Annotated in this window: 18 protein-coding genes and 2 pseudogenes; 15 read left to right on the forward strand and 5 right to left on the reverse strand. The window is 73.0% G+C overall.

Annotated features, from left to right (window positions below; genetic code table 11):
* Nucleotides 1-171: 171 nt before the first annotated feature.
* Together RLT57_RS24810 and RLT57_RS24815 are read left to right on the forward strand one after the other, a co-directional pair.
* Nucleotides 172-1,314: a ferrochelatase gene (locus RLT57_RS24810; protein WP_311299472.1), complete on the forward strand. Its 1,143-nt coding sequence runs from the start codon at nucleotides 172-174 to the stop codon at nucleotides 1,312-1,314.
* 11 nt (nucleotides 1,315-1,325) lie between these two features.
* Nucleotides 1,326-2,138 (forward strand): inositol monophosphatase family protein, encoded by an 813-nt coding sequence (locus tag RLT57_RS24815; protein WP_311299473.1) that lies wholly within the window; start codon nucleotides 1,326-1,328, stop codon nucleotides 2,136-2,138.
* Between the two features lie 116 nt (nucleotides 2,139-2,254).
* Here the strand turns inward: RLT57_RS24815 and RLT57_RS24820 are convergent, their stop codons facing one another.
* Entirely contained in the window at nucleotides 2,255-2,428 is a 174-nt protein-coding gene (locus RLT57_RS24820; RefSeq protein WP_176725257.1) for a hypothetical protein, read from the reverse strand.
* Between the two features lie 308 nt (nucleotides 2,429-2,736).
* Here RLT57_RS24820 and RLT57_RS24825 point away from each other — a divergent pair, with 308 nt between their 5' ends.
* From RLT57_RS24825 to RLT57_RS24840, 4 genes are all read left to right on the forward strand, one after another.
* The gene (locus RLT57_RS24825) at nucleotides 2,737-3,390 is read left to right on the forward strand and encodes a response regulator transcription factor (RefSeq protein WP_311299474.1); all 654 of its coding nucleotides are present in this window, start codon (nucleotides 2,737-2,739) and stop codon (nucleotides 3,388-3,390) included.
* Nucleotides 3,391-3,404: 14 nt separating this feature from the next.
* On the forward strand, nucleotides 3,405-4,661 hold the full coding sequence (locus RLT57_RS24830) for a sensor histidine kinase (RefSeq protein ID WP_399129929.1): 1,257 nt from the start codon (nucleotides 3,405-3,407) through the stop codon (nucleotides 4,659-4,661).
* Nucleotides 4,662-5,132: 471 nt separating this feature from the next.
* On the forward strand, nucleotides 5,133-5,432 hold the full coding sequence (locus RLT57_RS24835; protein WP_033173914.1) for a DUF4193 domain-containing protein: 300 nt from the start codon (nucleotides 5,133-5,135) through the stop codon (nucleotides 5,430-5,432).
* A 13-nt stretch (nucleotides 5,433-5,445) separates the two neighbouring features.
* On the forward strand, nucleotides 5,446-6,273 hold the full coding sequence (locus RLT57_RS24840; RefSeq protein ID WP_311299476.1) for a hypothetical protein: 828 nt from the start codon (nucleotides 5,446-5,448) through the stop codon (nucleotides 6,271-6,273).
* Here the strand turns inward: RLT57_RS24840 and RLT57_RS24845 are convergent.
* Nucleotides 6,254-6,718: a DUF3093 domain-containing protein gene (locus RLT57_RS24845; RefSeq protein WP_311299477.1), complete on the reverse strand. Its 465-nt coding sequence runs from the start codon at nucleotides 6,716-6,718 to the stop codon at nucleotides 6,254-6,256. The two genes, RLT57_RS24840 and RLT57_RS24845, sit on opposite strands and share 20 nt — an antisense overlap.
* A gap of 317 nt (nucleotides 6,719-7,035) precedes the next feature.
* On the opposite strand from RLT57_RS24845, the gene RLT57_RS24850 reads away from it, so the two are divergent.
* The 7 genes and pseudogenes from RLT57_RS24850 (at nucleotide 7,036) to RLT57_RS24880 (ending at nucleotide 11,821) form a co-directional block, all read left to right on the forward strand.
* Nucleotides 7,036-7,641: a PaaI family thioesterase gene (locus RLT57_RS24850; RefSeq protein ID WP_311299478.1), complete on the forward strand. Its 606-nt coding sequence runs from the start codon at nucleotides 7,036-7,038 to the stop codon at nucleotides 7,639-7,641.
* Nucleotides 7,638-8,171 carry a dUTP diphosphatase gene (gene dut, locus RLT57_RS24855; protein ID WP_311299479.1) on the forward strand — a complete coding sequence of 178 codons (534 nt, stop codon included), beginning with the start codon at nucleotides 7,638-7,640 and terminating at the stop codon, nucleotides 8,169-8,171. Before RLT57_RS24850 ends, dut begins: the two co-directional genes overlap by 4 nt.
* Before the next feature lie 35 nt (nucleotides 8,172-8,206).
* On the forward strand, nucleotides 8,207-8,959 hold the full coding sequence (locus tag RLT57_RS24860; RefSeq protein ID WP_399129931.1) for a DUF3710 domain-containing protein: 753 nt from the start codon (nucleotides 8,207-8,209) through the stop codon (nucleotides 8,957-8,959).
* 114 nt (nucleotides 8,960-9,073) lie between these two features.
* Nucleotides 9,074-9,657 (forward strand): annotated as a pseudogene (locus RLT57_RS24865) (sensor histidine kinase); the annotation flags it as partial.
* Nucleotides 9,658-9,877: 220 nt separating this feature from the next.
* Nucleotides 9,878-10,559, forward strand: a pseudogene (locus tag RLT57_RS24870) (response regulator).
* Nucleotides 10,560-10,660: 101 nt separating this feature from the next.
* The gene (locus RLT57_RS24875; protein WP_311299481.1) at nucleotides 10,661-11,059 is read left to right on the forward strand and encodes an OB-fold nucleic acid binding domain-containing protein; all 399 of its coding nucleotides are present in this window, start codon (nucleotides 10,661-10,663) and stop codon (nucleotides 11,057-11,059) included.
* A gap of 90 nt (nucleotides 11,060-11,149) precedes the next feature.
* Entirely contained in the window at nucleotides 11,150-11,821 is a 672-nt protein-coding gene (locus tag RLT57_RS24880) for a DUF3159 domain-containing protein (RefSeq protein WP_311300855.1), read from the forward strand.
* A 120-nt stretch (nucleotides 11,822-11,941) separates the two neighbouring features.
* Here RLT57_RS24880 and RLT57_RS24885 read toward each other — a convergent pair whose 3' ends face one another.
* Both RLT57_RS24885 and RLT57_RS24890 read right to left on the reverse strand, forming a co-directional pair.
* Entirely contained in the window at nucleotides 11,942-12,619 is a 678-nt protein-coding gene (locus tag RLT57_RS24885) for a potassium channel family protein (RefSeq protein WP_311299482.1), read from the reverse strand.
* Nucleotides 12,616-13,287 (reverse strand): potassium channel family protein, encoded by a 672-nt coding sequence (locus RLT57_RS24890; RefSeq protein WP_311299483.1) that lies wholly within the window; start codon nucleotides 13,285-13,287, stop codon nucleotides 12,616-12,618. The genes RLT57_RS24885 and RLT57_RS24890 overlap by 4 nt, the downstream gene beginning before the upstream one ends.
* A 232-nt stretch (nucleotides 13,288-13,519) precedes the next feature.
* Between RLT57_RS24890 and RLT57_RS24895 the strand changes: the two genes are divergently transcribed.
* Both RLT57_RS24895 and RLT57_RS24900 read left to right on the forward strand, forming a co-directional pair.
* Nucleotides 13,520-15,586, forward strand: coding sequence for an APC family permease (locus RLT57_RS24895; RefSeq protein ID WP_311299484.1), 2,067 nt, complete (start codon nucleotides 13,520-13,522; stop codon nucleotides 15,584-15,586).
* A gap of 216 nt (nucleotides 15,587-15,802) precedes the next feature.
* Nucleotides 15,803-17,131: a class I SAM-dependent RNA methyltransferase gene (locus tag RLT57_RS24900; protein WP_311299485.1), complete on the forward strand. Its 1,329-nt coding sequence runs from the start codon at nucleotides 15,803-15,805 to the stop codon at nucleotides 17,129-17,131.
* Nucleotides 17,132-17,376: 245 nt separating this feature from the next.
* Here RLT57_RS24900 and RLT57_RS24905 read toward each other — a convergent pair whose 3' ends face one another.
* Nucleotides 17,377-18,189 carry a FadR/GntR family transcriptional regulator gene (locus RLT57_RS24905; RefSeq protein ID WP_311299486.1) on the reverse strand — a complete coding sequence of 271 codons (813 nt, stop codon included), beginning with the start codon at nucleotides 18,187-18,189 and terminating at the stop codon, nucleotides 17,377-17,379.
* Nucleotides 18,190-18,314: the final 125 nt, after the last annotated feature.

The raw sequence follows: 18,314 nt of genomic DNA on the forward strand, positions 1-18,314 counted from the left end.
GGAAGCGCTCCCCGGTAAGGTTCTTGGCGGGCTGATACAGCTTACGCAGCAGGTCGCACGGTAGGACAACCGGATCGTAGGCCGGGCGGCGGGAGCCCGGGGTGGGGCCGACGGGCCGCCGCGGGGAGCCGGGCGCCGGGCATCCGGCCGGCGGGTGGCAGGATCGGCGGCATGCCCGATCAGCCACCCCAGCCCGCCCCGGCGGCCCGGCCCGACCCCGGCCCGTACGACGCCCTGCTGCTGCTCTCCTTCGGCGGCCCCGAGGGCCCCGACGACGTGGTGCCCTTCCTGGAGAACGTGACCCGGGGCCGCGGCATCCCCCGCGAGCGGCTCAAGGAGGTCGGCAAGCACTACTTCCTGTTCGGCGGGGTCAGCCCGATCAACGCGCAGAACCGGGCGCTGCTGGACGCGATCCGCAAGGACTTCGCCGACGCCGGCCTGGACCTGCCGGTTTACTGGGGCAACCGCAACTGGGCGCCCTACCTCACCGACACCCTGCGGGAGATGACCGACGCCGGGCACCGCCGCGTCCTGGTGCTGGCCACCAGCGCCTACGCCTCGTACTCCGGCTGCCGCCAGTACCGGGAGAACCTGGCCGCCTCGCTCGCGGCGCTCGCAGCGGAGGGCCGCGTGACACCGCGGGTCGACAAGCTGCGGCACTACTTCAACCACCCCGGCTTCGTGGAGCCCATGGCCGGGGCCGTCCTCGCCGCCCTGGCGCAGCTCCCGCCCGGGGTACGCGACGGCGCCCGGCTGGCCTTCACCACCCACTCCATCCCGACCGCCGCCGCCGACACCTCGGGACCGGTACCGGGCCACGGCGGCGGCGGCGCCTACGTCGCCCAGCACCTGGACACCGCCCGGGTGGTCGCCGGCCGGGTACGGCAGGCCACCGGCGTCGACCGCCCCTGGCGGCTGGTGTACCAGTCGCGCAGCGGCGCCCCGCACATCCCGTGGCTGGAGCCGGACATCGTCGACCATCTGGAACAGGCGCACGCTGACGGCGCGCCCGCCGTGGTCATGGTCCCGATCGGCTTCGTCTCGGACCATATGGAGGTCACGTACGACCTCGACACCGAGGCCGCGGCCAAGGCCGCCGAGCTCGGGCTGCCGGTCAGCCGCGCGGCCACCGTGGGCGCCGACCCCCGGTTCGCCGCCGCCGTACGCGACCTGGTGCTGGAACGCGCCGCCACCGAACGCGGCCTGGCGCCCGCCCGCTGCGCGCTGGGCGCCCTCGGCCCCGGCCACGACATCTGCCCCGCGGGCTGCTGCCCGGCCAGGACCCCGCTGCCCGCCGCCGCGGGAACCGACTGAGGAGCCACGAGATGACCACCAGCCCGGCACACCCGGACACCGCCGAACTCCTGCAAATCGCCCTGGAGGCGGCCCGCAGGGCCGGCGCCCTGCTGCGCGACGGACGCCCCGCCGACCTCGGGGTGGCCGCCACCAAGACCAGCCCGATCGACGTGGTGACCGAGATGGACATCGCCGCCGAGAAGCTGATCACCTCCTACATCGGTCAACTGCGCCCCGAGGACGGCTTCCTCGGCGAGGAGGGCGCCAGCAGTGAGGGCACCAGTGGCGTGCGCTGGGTGATCGACCCGCTGGACGGCACCGTGAACTACCTCTACGGCCTGCCCGCCTGGGCGGTCAGCATCGCCGCCGAGTTCGACGGGCAGGTGGTCGCCGGAGTGGTCGAGGCGCCGATGCGCGGCGAGACCTACCAGGCGGTGATCGGCGGCGGAGCCCTCGTCAACGGGGTGGCCGCCCACTGCCGGCCGGCCGCGGACTTCGCGCACGCGCTGATCGGCACCGGCTTCGGCTACCTCGCCGAACGGCGGGCCGCGCAGGCCGAGGTGGTCCGGGCGCTGGTGCCGCGGGTGCGGGACATTCGCAGGGGCGGGGCCGCCGCGATCGACCTCGCCGACGTCGGCTGCGGGCGGCTCGACGGCTACTTCGAGCGCGGCCTCAATCCGTGGGACCTGGCGGCCGGGGCGCTGTTCGCCCGGGAGGCGGGCGCGCTGACCGGTGGACGGCCCGGGGAGCCCGCCTCGGGGGAGTTGACCGTCGCCGCCCCGGCCGGGCTCTTCGAGCCGCTCCAGGAGCTGCTGGAGGGCCTCGGCGCCTGGCACGACTGAGCGCCGTGCGCGGCGGCCGGGTTCCCCCAGGTCGCCGCGCGTAGACGTGCGAACGCCCCGGCACCATCCTGGTGGCCGGGGCGTGCGGCTTGCGGGTCGACCGCTGGATCAGTGGATCAGGCGACCTTGGGCCGTACGTCCACCCCGTGCTCGGCGGCGAGCCGCTGGAGGTCCTCCAGCTCGCTCTGCTCGACCTCGGCGAGGAACTCGTCGCCCGTCTCGCGTGCCTTGCGCAGGTCGGACTCTGTGGTGTGTATGCGCTGCAGGATTCCGGTCGTGAACGCGTTCATGTGCGCCCCCTCGTCGACTCCGTTGACACCAGGTGTCAAAGCCCGGTCGCCACGCGATGGGAAACGCGTGGCGAGGCATGGTGGGTGGGTGTACACCCGTCTTGCCCAGCTGTTTCAGCGGGGAAACCTCGGAGTCCACCGGAGAATTTCCCGGGCAAGTGCCCGGACACCCCGGTCCTGCCGCCTTGCGGGCCCTTACCGCCGATTTACGGCCGTCCGGTGCAGGATGGACGAGCGTCCCCACCGTTCAGCCCCGCAGTCCGGCCCCCCACAGCCCGTGCCCCACCGTTCACGGAAGGAAAAGCGCCTTGCGCGTACTGGTCGTCGAGGACGAGCAACTGCTCGCCGATGCGGTGGGCACCGGCCTGCGCCGCGAGGCCATGGCCGTCGACGTCGTCTACGACGGCGGCGCCGCCCTGGAGCGGATCGGGGTCAACGACTACGACGTCGTCGTCCTGGACCGCGACCTGCCAGTGGTGCACGGCGACGAGGTCTGCCGGCAGATCATCGGACTGGGCATGCCCACCAGGGTGCTGATGCTCACCGCCGCCGGCGACGTCAGCGACCGGGTGGAGGGCCTGGAACTCGGCGCCGACGACTACCTGCCCAAGCCGTTCGCCTTCACCGAGCTGACCGCCCGGGTGCGGGCGCTGGGCCGCCGTACCACCGCCGCCCTGCCACCGGTCCTGGAGCGCTCCGGCATCCGGCTCGACCCCAACCGCCGGGAGGTCTTCCGGGACGGCCAGGAGGTGCACCTCGCGCCCAAGGAGTTCGCCGTCCTGGAGGTCCTGATGCGCAGCGAGGGCTCGGTGGTCTCCGCCGAGCAGCTGCTGGAGAAGGCGTGGGACGAGAACACCGACCCCTTCACCAACGTGGTGCGGGTCACCGTGATGACCCTGCGCCGCAAGCTCGGCGAACCCCCGGTGATCGTCACCGTGCCCGGCTCCGGCTACCGGATCTGACGGCCGTGGCATCCCTGTCCCCGCAGCCGCCCCCTACCCCGCCCCCCATCAGGCCGGCCCCGCCGCGCCCGGCCGCCGACCCCCATCCCGCCGAGAACCCGCCGCCGTGGCTGCGGCCCACCATCCGGATACGGCTGACCGTCCTGTACGGCGGCATGTTCCTGATCGCGGGCGTACTGCTGCTGTGGATCATCTACCTGCTGGCCGCCCAGGCCCTGCACCAGGGCAACGCGCCGCTGTTCACGATCAGCTCCGGCCAGGTGAACATCACCAGCAACAAGTGCCCCGGACTCATCGACCAGAGCAGTCCCTCGTACTTCAACGAGACGCTCACCAAGTGCATGACCGCACAGCGCGAGATGGCCCTGCACACCCTGCTCAAGCGTTCGCTGATCGCCCTGATCGGCCTCGCCGTGGTCGCCTTCGCCTTCGGCTACGTGATGGCCGGCCGGGTACTGGCTCCGCTGGGCCGGATCACCAGGACCGCCCGCAGCGTGGTCGGCTCCGACCTCAAGCGGCGGATCGAACTGGACGGCCCCGACGACGAGCTGAAGGAGCTGGCCGACACCTTCGACGGGATGCTGGACCGGCTGGAGCGCTCCTTCGACGCGCAGCGACGCTTCGTGGCCAACGCCTCGCACGAGCTGCGCACCCCGCTGGCCATCAACCGCACCCTGCTGGAGGTCCAGCTCTCCGACCCGGAGGCGTCCCAGGACCTGCAGCAGCTCGGCCGGACCCTGCTGGCCACCAACGAGCGCAGCGAGCAACTGGTCGAGGGACTGCTGCTGCTGGCCCGCAGCGAGAACGAGATCATCGACCGCAAGCCGGTGGACCTGGCCGAGGCCGCCTCCCGGGCGCTCGACCAGACCCGCGGCGAGGCCCAGGCCAAGGACGTGGAGCTGCGCGGCGACCTGACCGGCGCCGTCGTCCTGGGCAACGGCGTGCTGCTGGAGCGCATCGCGCTGAACCTGGTGCAGAACGCCGTGCGCTACAACGTGCCCCAGGACGGATGGGTGGAAGTGCGTACGGCGGCGGAGAACGGGCACGCTCTGCTCGTAGTGGCGAATACCGGGCCGGTGGTGCCCGCGTACGAGATCGACAATCTTTTCGAACCCTTCCGCCGGCTGCGCACCGAGCGCACCGGAAGCGACAAAGGCGTCGGCCTGGGGCTGTCCATCGCCCGTTCGGTCGCCCGGGCGCACGGCGGAGTGATCGCAGCGCAGCCGCGGGAGGGAGGCGGCCTGGTCATGCGGGTCGCGATCCCGCTGTAGGGTCTCCCACGGTCTGCCACCGGATCAGCGGGGGTAGCTCCGGCGGGCTGTGAACCGCGTCACTTCCGTCTCATGCGTCACAGCGGTCGGAACAGGGTGTGTTCGCTTTGCGAGTAATCCCGCGATCTGCTCCCGCTCGGCACCGAGTGTGACCGATCGCACACGGAAAGCGCGCGACGGGTACCCTCGGTGATCGCCTTATCCGGGAAAAGGACCGGAAAAACCATGTTTCCCCAGGTCGTGATCACGGGAAGTACCCGTGGAGGCGCTCGTGCCGGAACGAGTCACCAACCGCCACGGATCAAGGTCGGCCCCCCCATCCATCATCCCTTCGGGGGTGTTGCCGGGTGTCGATTAAGTAACGGGCCTTGATGTGAGGCAAAATCTCCGCCTCAGGTCGGGCACAAGTCCGGCCTCCCGCGCGTTACGTGCGCTGGAGACACCACAGACACCCACAGGGGGAGAGCGAAAATGGCCACTGACTACGACACCCCACGCAAGACCGACGACGATGTCAACGAAGACAGCATCGAAGAGCTGAAGGCCCGGCGGAACGAGAAGTCGACCTCCGCGGTCGACGTCGACGAGTTCGACCAGGCGGAGTCCCTGGAGCTGCCCGGCGCCGACCTCTCCAACGAGGAGCTGTCGGTCCGCGTACTGCCCCGGCAGGCCGACGAGTTCACCTGCATGAGCTGCTTCCTCGTTCACCACCGGAGCCAGCTGGCGTCGGAGAAGAACGGGAACCCGATCTGCCGCGACTGCGCGGCCTGATCCGCGGGCGCCCGTGACCGGCTCGCCGGAACGACACGAAGGCGACGAGCGGGGCCGTGCGGCCTCGCTCGCGGCCAGCACGGCCCGCGGCATAGGCCGCACCGTGGCGGGTGGCGCCCGCCAGGGCGGCCGGATCGCCAGGATCGGCATCGGCTCGATCGCCGAGCGGCTGATCCAGACCGCGCCGCGGATCCCGGTCCGCGACCTGGAGACGCTGCGCGGACAGTTCCCCGGGCTCGGCCCCGAGGAGATCGCGGACCGGCTGACCGCCGCCGCGGTGAAGGGCACCATGACGGTCGGCGCCGGTATCGGTGCCGCCGCGATGCTGCCCGCCCCGCCGGTCATGCCGGCCGAAGTCGCCACCGAGACCCTCGGCGTCGCCGCCGTCGAGTACAAGCTCATCGCCGAGCTGCACGAGGTCTACGGACTGCGGGTCCCCGGCACCGCCCGGGAGCGCGCGGCCGCGTATCTGTGGTCGTGGACGCAGCAGCGCGGAGTCGACGTCCTGGCCCCGGCCACCGTCGGTGTCGCCCTCGGCGCCGGCATGAAACGGGAGCTGCGCCAGCGGCTGGTGCGCCGCACCCTGCGGCACATGCCCTCGCTGACCCCGTTCATGGTCGGCGCGGCCGTCGGCGCGGTGATGAACCGGCGCGACACCCGAAAGCTCGCCGACCGGATCCGCGAGGACCTGCGGGCCCACCAACTCCCCTGGCCCGAGCGGCCACCGGCCCTTGAGCCGGCCGCCCCGGACACCGCTCCCGCAGCCGAAGCCGGGACCGTGCCGCCCGAAGCACCCGGCACCCCACCCGAACCACCCGGGACTAGCGAGCCGTCGTCCTGACCGCCGACAGCGCGTCCGCCAGCCGCTGCGGGGAGCGCGTCGACAGGTACAGATACGGTGTCGGATCGGCCGGGTCGGTCACCTCGACCTTCAACGCGGTGGGCACATAGGACCGCAGCAGCATGAACGCCCGCGGGTCGGCCTTGTGCGACCGCCAGGCCACCGTCTCGGCCGGGTCCAGCACCAGCGTCTCGCCGAGCGCCTCCAGCGGAATACGCGCCTTGCCCGCCACCAGCGAACCGGCCACCACCCTGATCCGGGCCGACCCGTAGGAACTGACCGCCATCATGGCCAGCGCCGCGCCGCCCACCAGGCCGGCCAGGATGGCCAACGGGCCGAGGGGGAACAGGATCAGCGCCATCGCCACCCCGACCCCGGCGGCGAGGACCCACCAGGAGCGGGGCACGGTCAGGCGTTCGTCATAGGGCTGCGGGGCACCAGGCATGGCACAAGGGTGCCATGCGCCCCCGGGCCGCCGGCCGCGGAGGCGCGCCGCCGCCCGGGTGACACCCCGGGACGGCCGTCCACCGGCCGCCCGGTGCCGCCCGCCCGCCGCCGGCGGCCCGGCGCCTTCCTCGGCCCGGGAGCCGTCCGCCGCTCTTCCGCGAGGGCTCCGCCCGGTCCGCGGCGGGCGGCGGGGCCACCGCGGCGGGCGGGCCGGATCCCGGCCGCGGTGGCCGGATCCCGGCCGCCCGCCGCCGCCTGCGAAGAGCACCGGAGGCAGGAGGGGAAAGGATCCCGCAGGAGGGTAGGGTCTCCGGCGTGAGTGCAGCCACGACATCCGCCGGCGGCGGCCGGCCCCGCCTGGCCCCGCCGCCCGACGCCACCGCGCCCGTGCGGCACCCGGACGCCCCCGCGCCCGGCGAGCTGCTCGGCGCCCACTACGACCAGTGCTTCGGCTGCGGCGAGGACCAGCCGCAGGGACTGCGGCTGGCGGCCAGGGCCGGCGAGGGCGTCAGCGTCACCGCCGAGTTCACCGTGCGGCCCGCCCACCAGGGCGCCCCCGGCCTGGCCCACGGCGGGGTGCTGGTCACCGCGCTCGACGAGACCCTGGGCTCGCTCAGCTGGCTGCGGCGGGTCATCGCGGTCACCGGCCGACTGGAGTCGGACTTCCTGCGCCCGGTGCCCGTCGGCGCCACCCTGTACCTGTCGGCCCGCTGCACCGCGGTGGCCGGCCGCAAGATGTACGGCACCGCCGAAGGCCGCATCGGCGGCCCCGACGGCCCGGTCGCGGTCCGCGCCGAGGCGCTGTTCGTCGAGGTCGACCTCGGCCACTTCACCGGCAACGGCCGTCCCGAGGAGATCCGCGCCGCGATGTCCGACCCCGACCAGGCCAAGGTCGCCCGCGCCTTCGAGGTGAACCCGTGACCGCCGTACGACCGCCGGTGGACGTCCTGCTGCGGCGTCTGGACGAGTCCGTGCCGGTGCCGGGCTACGCGCACCCCGGGGACGCCGGGGTCGACCTGGTCACCACGCAGGCCGCGGAGCTGGCGCCCGGTGAGCGCACGGTGCTGCCGACCGGTATCTCCCTGGCGCTGCCCGACGGTTACGCGGCCTTCGTGCACGCCCGTTCCGGGCTGGCCGCCCGCTGCGGGGTGGCGATGGTGAATGCCCCGGGAACGGTGGACGCCGGGTACCGTGGGGAGATCAAGGTGATCGTGGTCAATCTCGACCCGCGGGAGGCCGTCCGGTTCGAGCGGGGTGACCGGATCGCGCAACTGGTCGTCCAGCAGGTCGAGCGGGTCCGCTTCCACGAGGTCGCGGAGCTGCCCGGCTCGGCCCGGGCCGCGGGGGGCTTCGGTTCCACGGGGGGTCACGCCGCGGTGGAGCCGCCGTCGGCCGAAACGTCCAGCAACGGATACGCATCATCGGTCCTCAGCGACCGGGAAGGACAGTGACCGTGTTCCGTCGTCGCAAGGAGCGCGAAGACGCCATCGACGGGCTCGACGGGGCCGAGGGCCCGGACGAGCCGGCGCAGGACGCCGTCGACGCCGACGAGGGGTCGGACGGCTCCGGGGATTCGGTGCGCTACAGCCTCCCGTCCGCTCCACGGCCCGACGGCCCCTGGGACGCCTCGGAGATCCAGGAGCCCGGCGAGGGCCGGGTCGACCTCGGCGGCCTGTTCGTACCGGGCGTCGACGGCATGGAGCTGCGGGTCGAGGTGGCCGGTGAGTCGATCGTGGCCGCCACCGTGGTGCTGCGGGACAGCGCCGTGCAGCTGCAGGGCTTCGCCGCCCCCAGGTCCGAGGGCATCTGGGGCGAGGTACGCGAGGAGATCGCGTCCGGCATCACCCAGCAGGGTGGGATCGTCGACGAGGTCGAGGGCCCGCTCGGCTGGGAGCTGCGGGCCCAGGTCCCGGTGCGGCTGCCGGACGGCACCAACGGCGTGCAACTGGTGCGCTTCGTCGGCTGCGACGGTCCGCGCTGGTTCCTGCGCGGCGTGATCTCCGGCCAGGGCGCGGTCCAGCCCGCCGCGGCCGGGGTGCTGGAGTCGATCTTCCGCGACACCGTGGTGGTGCGCGGCGACGCCCCGATGGCGCCCCGCGACCCGATCGTGCTCAAACTGCCCAACGACGCGCAGATGGTGCCGGACGGCGGCGCCCCCGCCGAGCAGGCCGAGCCGTCCAAGTTCGGCGACGGCATCGACCCGCTGCGCCGCGGCCCGGAGATCACCGAGCTGCGCTGAGCCCCGACCGGGCCCGTACGCCCGGCCCCGTGCGCGGATCCCGCGGTCCCGCCCGCGGGGACCCGACCGGCCCCACCACCGCCCGGCCGCCGACCTGTTCGGCGGCCGGGCGGTGCGCGTCCGCTGGCCGGCGTCGAGGACGGCGCCGAGCGGCTGGACCACCTGGTCGGCAACCTGCTCGACATGTCGCGGCTGCAGACCGGCACCGTCGTCCCGCTGATCCACGAGGTCGACCCGGACGAGGTGGTGCCCACGGCGCTCGGCGGGGTGCCCGAGCACAGCGTCGTCCTCGACATCCCCAAGACGCTGCCCATGGTCGCCGTCGACCCCGGGCTGCCGGAGCGGGGCGTCGCCAACGTGGTGGAGAACGCCGTCAAGTACAGCCCTCGGGACACCAAGGTCCTGGTGGCCGCGAGTGCGGTCGGCGAACGCGTCGAGCTGCGGCCGACCGGGTGCCCGGCGTCCCGGAGGAGGCCAAGGAGCACATCTTCGAGTCCTTCCAGCGGATCGGTGACGCCCCGCGCGGCAACGGCGTGGGCCTGGGCCTCGCGGTCGCCCGCGGCTTCGCCGAGGCGATGGGCGGCACGCTGGTCGCCGAGGACACTCCCGGCGGCGGTCTGACCATGGTGTTCACCCTGCGGGCCGCGGCCGGCGGCGCGCCGGCCCGCCCCGGCTTGCCCGCGACGGCCGTCACATGACTCCCGCGGCGCCGCCGGGGGCGGGCGCCCCGCGGCGCACCGGCTCGGGATTCACCCCACCGGGTGCCGTCGAACACACCGGGCACCTCGGGCGGGTGACAGGCGTGAAGGAGATGAAGGGAGTCGGGGGCGTCGGGACCGTCAGGGGCGCCGGGGACCTCCAGGTCGTCGAAGCCGTCGAAGCCGTCAAGGAGAGGACGCCGTCAAGGAGAGGACACAGATGTACCGGGTGCTTGTGGCCGACGACGAGCCGCAGCTCGTCCGCGCGCTGGCCATCAACCTGCGGGCCCGCGCCTACGAGGTGGACGCGGCCCACGACGGCGCCACCGCGCTGCGGGTGGCCGCGGCCCGCCACCCCGAGGTGGTGGTCCTCGACCTCGGGCTGCCCGACATGGACGGTGTGGAGGTGATCCGGGGGCTGCGCGGCTGGACCCGGGTGCCGATCATCGTGCTGTCCGCGCGGCGGGCGTCCGACGAGAAGGCCGAGGCGCTCGACGCGGGCGCCGACGACTACGTCACCAAGCCGTTCGGGCTGGACGAGCTGCTGGCCCGGCTGCGCGCCGAGGTCCGCCGGGCCGCCCCCAGCGGCCCCGAGGACGACGCCGCCATCGAGACCGACACCTTCACCGTCGGCCTGGCCGCCAAGAAGGTGCAGCGCGAGGGCGCCGACGTGCGGCTTCACCCCCACCGAGTGGCACCTGCTGGAGGTCCTGGTCCGCAATCCCGGCCGGCTGGTCAGCCAGAAGCAGCTGCTCCAGGAGGTGTGGGGACCGGCCTACGGCACCGAGAGCAACTACCTGCGGGTATACCTGGCGCAGCTGCGCCGCAAGCTGGAGACCGACCCGGCCAGGCCCCGCCGCTTCATCACCGAGACCGGAATGGGCTACCGCTTCGAGCAGTGACCGGGAGTGAGCGGCCGGGCGGGCCGGCGGCGGCCCGGCGCCACCGCGGTGCGCGGTGCGCGCGGTGAAGTTCGCCGGGGGTGGCCGGTACCCTTGGGGGCATGAGTGGTGCACTGCGTTCCGACCGGCCCACGGGCCGCTTCCGTCGCATGCTCGACCGCCTGTCCTCCACGCAGGAGGAACTGCACTCCGAGGAACTCCAGCAGGACGCCCTGGCCACCGGCTGCACCCCGATCTCCGACTGCTCCGACCGCCAGATAGTGTCCGTCACCGGTACGCTGCGTACGGTCACGCTCCGTCCCCGGGCGGGCGTGCCCGCGCTGGAGGCAGAACTGTTCGACGGATCCGCCGCACTCGACGTGGTGTGGCTGGGCCGTCGCAGCATCACGGGCATAGAGCCCGGCCGCAGGATCATCGCCTCCGGTCGGATCTCGATGAACCGCGGCCGGCCGGTGCTGTTCAACCCCAAGTACGAGCTGCGTCCGGTCGGACAGGAGTAACAGGTGGCGTCACCAGACAACACGGGCACCGCGCAGCACACCGGTGCCGGCCCGGAGACGGCCCCCGGCCCGGACGACGCGGCACGGGCGGTGACCGAGGCCGCGCTGTTCGAGGCGTTCGGCGGGGTCCGCGGCATGGTGGAGACCACGGTCCCCGGCCTGGTCTTCGTCGCGATCTACACCGTCGACCACGACATCAAGTCCTCCGGGATCGCCGCGCTGGCCCTGTCGGTGGTGCTCGGCGTGGCCCGGCTCGCCCAGCGCGACACCCTCAAGCACGCCTTCAGCGGCATCTTCGGTGTCGCCTTCGGCGTGGTCTTCGCGATGATGTCCGGCAACGCCAAGAACTTCTACCTGCCCGGCATGCTCTACACGCTGGGCCTGGCCATCGCCTACATCGTCTCGGCCGCGGCCGGTTTCCCGCTGCTCGGCCTGATCCTCGGGCCGATCTTCAAGGAGAACCTGTCCTGGCGCAAACGCAATCCGGGGCGGCTGCGCGCGTACACCAAGGCCAGCTGGGCCTGGGGCCTGATCCTGCTGGCGAAGTCCGCGATCCTCTTCCCGCTGTACTGGTGGGGCAACGCCACCCAGCTCGGCTGGGTCAAGGTCGCGCTCGGCATCCCGCCGTTCCTGCTGTCGGTCTACCTCACCTGGATCCTCCTGGTGAAGGCGCCGCCGCCGATCGACGTGATCGCGGAGATGGAGGCGGCCGAGCAGGCGGAGAAGGCCGAACCGGAGAAGTCCGCGAAGTCGCCGGGCTGACCGCGGCGGCGGGAGACCGCCGAGCCGACCGCGGTACGCGAACCGCCGGCCTGACCGCGCCGGCGCCCGACCGGCGGTGGTGGGGGCTCGGACGGCCGCGCCCCCACCACCGGCGCGCCGTCAGCCCTCGGCCGTACCGCCCTGGACGGACAGCAGGTCCTCCAGCTGCTCCTCCCGGTGCGGGGCCGCCACGAACAGCAACTCGTCACCGGCCTCCAGAGCGTCGTCCCTGGACGGTGTGAGCACCCGGTTGCCGCGGATGATCGTCACCAGCGAGGTGTCGGTCGGCCACTCCACGTCGCCGACCCGGGTGCCGACCAGCGCCGCCTCCTCCGGCAGCGTCAGCTCGACGAGGTTGGCGTCGCCCTGGCTGAAGCGCAGCAGCCGGACCAGGTCGCCGACGCTCACCGCCTCCTCGACCAGCGCCGACATCAGCCGCGGCGTGGACACCGCGACATCCACGCCCCAGGACTCGTTGAACAGCCACTCGTTCTTCGGGTTGTTCACCCGGGCGACAACGCGCGGCACCCCGTACTCGGTCTTGGCCAGCAGCGACACGACCAGGTTGACCTTGTCGTCACCGGTCGCCGCGATGACCACGTTGCAGCGCTGGAGCGCCGCCTCGTCCAGCGAGGTGATCTCGCAGGCGTCGGCGAGCAGCCACTCCGCCTGCGGAACCCGCTCCACCGAGATGGAGGTCGGGTTCTTGTCGACCAGGAGAACCTCGTGGCCGTTCTCCAGCAGCTCCCCCGCGATGGAACGGCCCACCGCGCCGGCCCCGGCGATCGCCACCCTCATGAGTGCCCCTCCCCGTCAGGGCCCTTGGCGAAGGCCGCCTCGACCTCGGGGACTCCGTCGGTGCGCATCATCACATGCACCAGGTCGCCTTCCTGCAGCACGGTCTGCGACGTCGGCAGCATCGCCTCGCCGAGCCTGGTGATGAACGCCACACGGACACCGGTCTCCTCCTGGAGCCGGCTCACCTTGTGGCCGATCCAGAAGGCCGGTGTGTGCACCTCGGCGAGCTGCACCCCGCCGCTGGGGTCCCGCCACAGCGGCTCGGCGCCCGAGGGCAGCAGCCGGCGCAGCATCTGGTCCGCGGTCCACCGCACGGTGGCCACGGTCGGGATGCCCAGCCGCTGGTAGACCTCGGCGCGGCGCGGGTCGTAGATCCGCGCCACCACGTTCTCGATACCGAACATCTCCCGCGCCACCCGGGCCGCGATGATGTTGGAGTTGTCGCCGCTACTGACGGCCGCGAAGGCGCCCGCCTCCTCGATTCCGGCCTCGCGCAGCGTGTCCTGGTCGAACCCGACTCCGGTCACCCGGCGCCCGGCGAACCCGGAGCCCAGCCGGCGGAACGCCGTCTGGTCCTGGTCCACCACCGCGACCGTATGACCTTGTTGTTCGAGGGAGTGCGCGAGAGTGGAACCCACTCGCCCGCATCCCATAATCACGACGTGCACGACCGTCCTTCCGGCTGTCAACGTATGCGCCTGTGCCTTGCGGTTCTCCTGCGGCCGCAGGTCCGGGCCGTCGGCGTACTGCAAGCCGTACACCAAGCGTCTCAGACCGCGGCCAAAGGTACACACGTGCGCGGCGACGCCAAAGGTTGCGCCATGGCGGGGTCACAAGTTCGCCACATCCCAGAGGACGGCCGGGCCCCCGCGCATCTTGGCGATCCCTTAACATCGCGGGGTGTCCAAACTGACCGACCTGCCGAAACGGATTTTGATCGGCCGGGCGCTGCGCAGTGACAAACTGGGGGAGACGCTGCTCCCCAAGCGGCTCGCGCTGCCCGTCTTCGCCTCCGACCCGCTGTCCTCCGTGGCATACGCGCCGGGCGAGGTGCTGCTGGTCCTTTCCATCGCGGGGGCGTCGACCTACCACTTCAGCCCGTGGATCGCGGTCGCCGTCGTGGTCCTGATGTTCACCGTCGTCGCCTCCTACCGGCAGAACGTCCACGCCTACCCCTCCGGCGGCGGCGACTACGAGGTCGCCACCACCAACCTCGGCCCCAAGGCGGGCCTCACGGTGGCCAGCGCACTGCTGGTGGACTACGTGCTCACCGTCGCGGTGTCGGTCGCCTCGGGCATCGAGAACCTCGGCTCGGCGGTGCCGTTCTTCGTCACGCACAAGGTGCTGGGCGCGGTCGGCATGATCGTGGTGCTGATGCTGATGAACCTGCGCGGGGTGCGCGAGTCCGGCACGATCTTCGCGATCCCCACCTACGCCTTCGTCCTCGGCGTCTTCTGCATGATCGGCTGGGGCATCCTCAAAATCGCCACTGGGCATGACATGCACGCGCCCACCGCGAACTTCACCGTCCACGCCGAGTCCTCGGGCCTCGGCGGCTTCGCGCTGATCTTCCTGCTGCTGCGGGCCTTCTCCTCCGGCTGCGCGGCGCTCACCGGCGTCGAGGCGATCAGCAACGGCGTCCCCGCCTTCAAGAAGCCCAAGTCCAAGAACGCCGCCACCACCCTGGCCGCCATGGGCCTGCTGGCCGTCACCATGTTCTGCGGCATCATCGCGCTCGCGATGAACACCAGGGTCCGGATGGCCGCCGACCCGGCCACCGACCTGCTCGACCACGGCCGGCCGGTGGGCTCCGGCTACACCCAGGACCCGGTGATCGCCCAGGTCGCCGAGGCCGTCTTCGGACACAACTCCATCCCGTTCGTCTTCCTCGCCGCGGTCACCGCGCTCGTCCTGTTCCTGGCAGCCAACACCGCGTACAACGGCTTCCCGGTGCTCGGCTCGATCCTCGCCCAGGACCGCTACCTGCCGCGCCAACTGCACACCCGCGGCGACCGGCTGGCCTTCTCCAACGGCATCGTGCTGCTGGCGGGCTTCGCCTGCGTCCTGGTCTACATCTACGGCGCCGACTCCACCCGGCTCATCCAGCTCTACATCGTCGGCGTCTTCGTCTCCTTCACCCTCAGCCAGACCGGCATGGTCCGGCACTGGAACCGCCACCTGCGGACCGAGACCGACCCCGCCGTCCGGCGCCGCATGCACCGCTCCCGCACGATCAACACCTTCGGCGCCTTCCTGACCGGCCTGGTGCTGGTGATCGTGCTGCTCACCAAGTTCACCCACGGCGCCTGGGTCGCGGTCCTCGGCATGGTCGTCTTCTACGCCACCATGAGCGCCATCCGCCGCCACTACACCCGCGTCGCCGAGGAGATCGCCGCCGACGACGAACCCGGCGAGGACTACGTGCGGCCCTCCCGGGTGCACTCCATCGTGCTGGTCTCCAAACTGCACAAGCCCACCCTGCGCGCGCTGTCGTACGCCAAACTGATGCGCTCCGACTCCCTGGAGGCGCTCAGCATCAACGTCGACCCGGAGGACACCAAGGCCCTCCAGCGGGAATGGCAGCAGCACGGCATGGACGTACCGCTGAAGGTGCTGGACTCGCCGTACCGCGAGATCACCCGGCCGATCATCGACTACGTCAAGGAACTGCGCCGCGACCGCCCGCGCGACGTGGTCAGCGTCTACATCCCCGAGTACGTCGTCGGCCACTGGTACGAGCACCTGCTGCACAACCAGAGCGCGCTGCGGCTCAAGGGACGGCTGCTGTTCACCCCCGGCGTGATGGTCACCTCCGTACCGTGGCAACTGGAGTCCTCCGAACTGGCCAGGGCCCGCGCCCGCCGCCGCGCCGAATGGAACGCGCCCGGCTCGATCCGGCGCGGTCCGATGGCGCCGCAGCCGCGCAGCAGGACGCCCACCGCGCCGGGGCCGCGGGAGGGCGGGTAACGGGCCTTCCGGCCGGCTGTCCCCGCGCGGGGGCGGCCGGGTCCGGACCGCGCCGGGTCCGGGACCGGACCGGTCGGAGCTCGGCCGGGCGGTGCTCGGGGCCGCAGCCGTGTTCGGCCGGGCGCGAGGGCCGGCCGGGGCACGTAGACTGGTGGGCTGTCGCCGCCCGGCCGCCGTGCCCGCGCGCGTCCCGCCACCACCCCAGGAGCCTTCCGCATGCAGACCCAGTCGCCGGCACCGGCCGCCTCGCCCGTCGGCCACGAGTACGAGGTCGAGGTCGGCCCGGTGGCGCACGGCGGCCACTGCGTCGCCCGCACCGAGGCCGGCCAGGTGCTGTTCGTCCGGCACGCGCTGCCCGGCGAGCGGGTCGTCGCCCGCGTCACCGAGGGCGAGGACGGCGCGCGGTTCCTGCGGGCCGACGCCGTACGGGTGCTGACCGCCGCCAAGGACCGGGTCGAGCCGCCGTGCCCGTACTCAGGACCGGGGCGCTGCGGCGGCTGCGACTGGCAGCACGCCGCGCCCGGCGCCCAGCGGCGTCTGAAGGCCGCGGTGATCGCGGAACAGCTCGACCGGCTCGCCGGACTCACCCCGGAACAGGCCGGCTGGGACGGTACGGTCGCCCCCGCGCCCGGCGACAAGGTGGCCAAGGGCGAGGTCCCGGCCTGGCGCACCCGGGTGCAGTACGCGGTCGACGCCGAGGGCCGCGCCGGGCTGCGCAGGCACCGCTCGCACGAGGTCGAGGTGATCGACCACTGCCTGATCGCGGCGCCCGAGGTCGACGAACTCGGCGTCGAGGCCCGCCGGTGGCCGCAGATCGCCGCCGTCGAGGCCATCGCCGCGACCGGCTCCCACGACCGGCAGGTGATCCTCACCCCGCGGCCCGGCGGCCGGCTGCCGATCGTGGAGCTCGACCGGCCGGTGTCGGTCCAGCGGATCGGCGAACGCGACCACGCCGTGCACCGCGTCCACGGCCGCCCCTTCGTCCGCGAGCGCGCCGCCGGCCGCACCTGGCGGGTCGGCGACGGCGGCTTCTGGCAGGTCCACCCGAGGGCCGCCGACCTGCTGGTGGAGACGGTCATGCAGGGCCTGATGCCGCGCAAGGGCGACATGGCCCTGGACCTGTACTGCGGCGTCGGGCTGTTCGCCGGCGCGCTGGCCGAACGGGTCGGCGAGCGGGGCGCGGTGCTCGGCGTCGAGTCCGGCAAACGCGCGGCCGAGGACGCCCGGCACAACCTCCAGGACCTGGACCGGGTCCGCATCGAGGCCGGCAAGGTCGAACAGGTCCTGCCGCGTACCGGCATCACCGAGGCCGACCTGGTCGTCCTGGACCCGCCCCGGGCGGGTGCGGGCCGCCCCACCGTCCGCCACATCGCCGCCCTCGGCCCCCGCCGTATCGCCTACGTCGCCTGCGCCCCGGCCGCCCTTGCCCGCGACCTCGCCTGGTTCGCCGAGGAGGGCTACCGTTCGGTGACCCTGCGGGCCTTCGACCTGTTCCCCTTCACCCACCACGTGGAGTGCGTGGCCATCCTGACCCCCGCGAAGTAGGCCCGGCCCGAACGGAGCCTCGCCGACCCGGCCCCAGGGCTCCGCCGGGCGGCGTCCGGGCCGCCGGTTCACGGCCGCCTGCGGCTCCCGCCGCGCTGACCTGAGGGTCGGCCGGTGGGCTGGGCCGAGAGGGCCGGGGCCGGGGGCCGGGGAGAGGTACCGGCCCGAAGGGCGGGCGACCGCACCGCCCCGCCCCCCGGCCCGTGCCTCTCCGGTGCGCGCTCCGCGAGGCGGGGCCCCGTCCGTCAGTCCGCCGCGGCCGGTCCGGGCGGTGTCGCGCGGTCCGGCTCGTCCAGGCACAGCCGCGCCGCGGTCCGGCTCAGGTGCTCGCGCATGATCCGCTCCCCGGCCGCCGCGTCGTCGGCCCGGATCGCGGAGATCAGCGCCCGGTGCTCCTCGACCCCGCGCCGCCCCATCTCCGGTGCCGTCTGCCGCGCGGCCGCCGGCGCCAGCAGCAGCGGCCCGTGGAAGGTGTGGATCAGCATCTCGAACGCCGTGTTGTGGGTGCTGGCGGCGAGCCGGGTGTGGAACTCCGCCGACAGCGCCACGTCGTAGCTCCCGCCGGCCAGGCACGTCTCCTGCCGCTCGCAGATCGCTTCGAGAGCGGCGATGTCCTCGTCGTCGGCGGTACGGCACAGCAGCGGGATGATGCCCACCTCCAGCACCGTCCGCACCTCGGTGACGTCGCTCGCGCTCGCCGAGGACAACGCGAGCAGGTCGGTGATGCTCGCGCCGACCCGGTCGCTGGTCGGCCGGGTGACGAACGCGCCCCCGTGGGCGCCCACCCGGATCTGCACCAGGCCGCCGGCCTCCAGCACCCGCAGCGCCTCGCGTACGGTCACCCGGCTCACCCCGAACCGCTCGCACATCTCCCGTTCCGGGGGCAGCCGGTCGCCCGGGGCCAGCCGCCCCTCGTGGATCAGGGCGCGGACCTGGTCGACGATGAGCGCCGAGATACGGCGGTCGGTGACCGGGCTGAGCAGTCCGCCGGACCGGCCGCCCTCGGGTGCGGTCTCCGGCTTGGTTCCCGTCTTGGTCTCCGGGCGGCGAGGGGCCATGAAGCTTCCTTCCCCAGACGTTGGCGGGACTATGCTATCGGCTTACGGTAGGACCAATAGGCCCCGAACGGGGCCTGAATGACGCGCGCACTTCGGACCCGCTGGGGTACGCCGGGCGGTCGGCG

This window comes from Streptomyces sp. ITFR-21 (assembly GCF_031844685.1).
Lineage (GTDB): Bacteria > Actinomycetota > Actinomycetes > Streptomycetales > Streptomycetaceae > Actinacidiphila.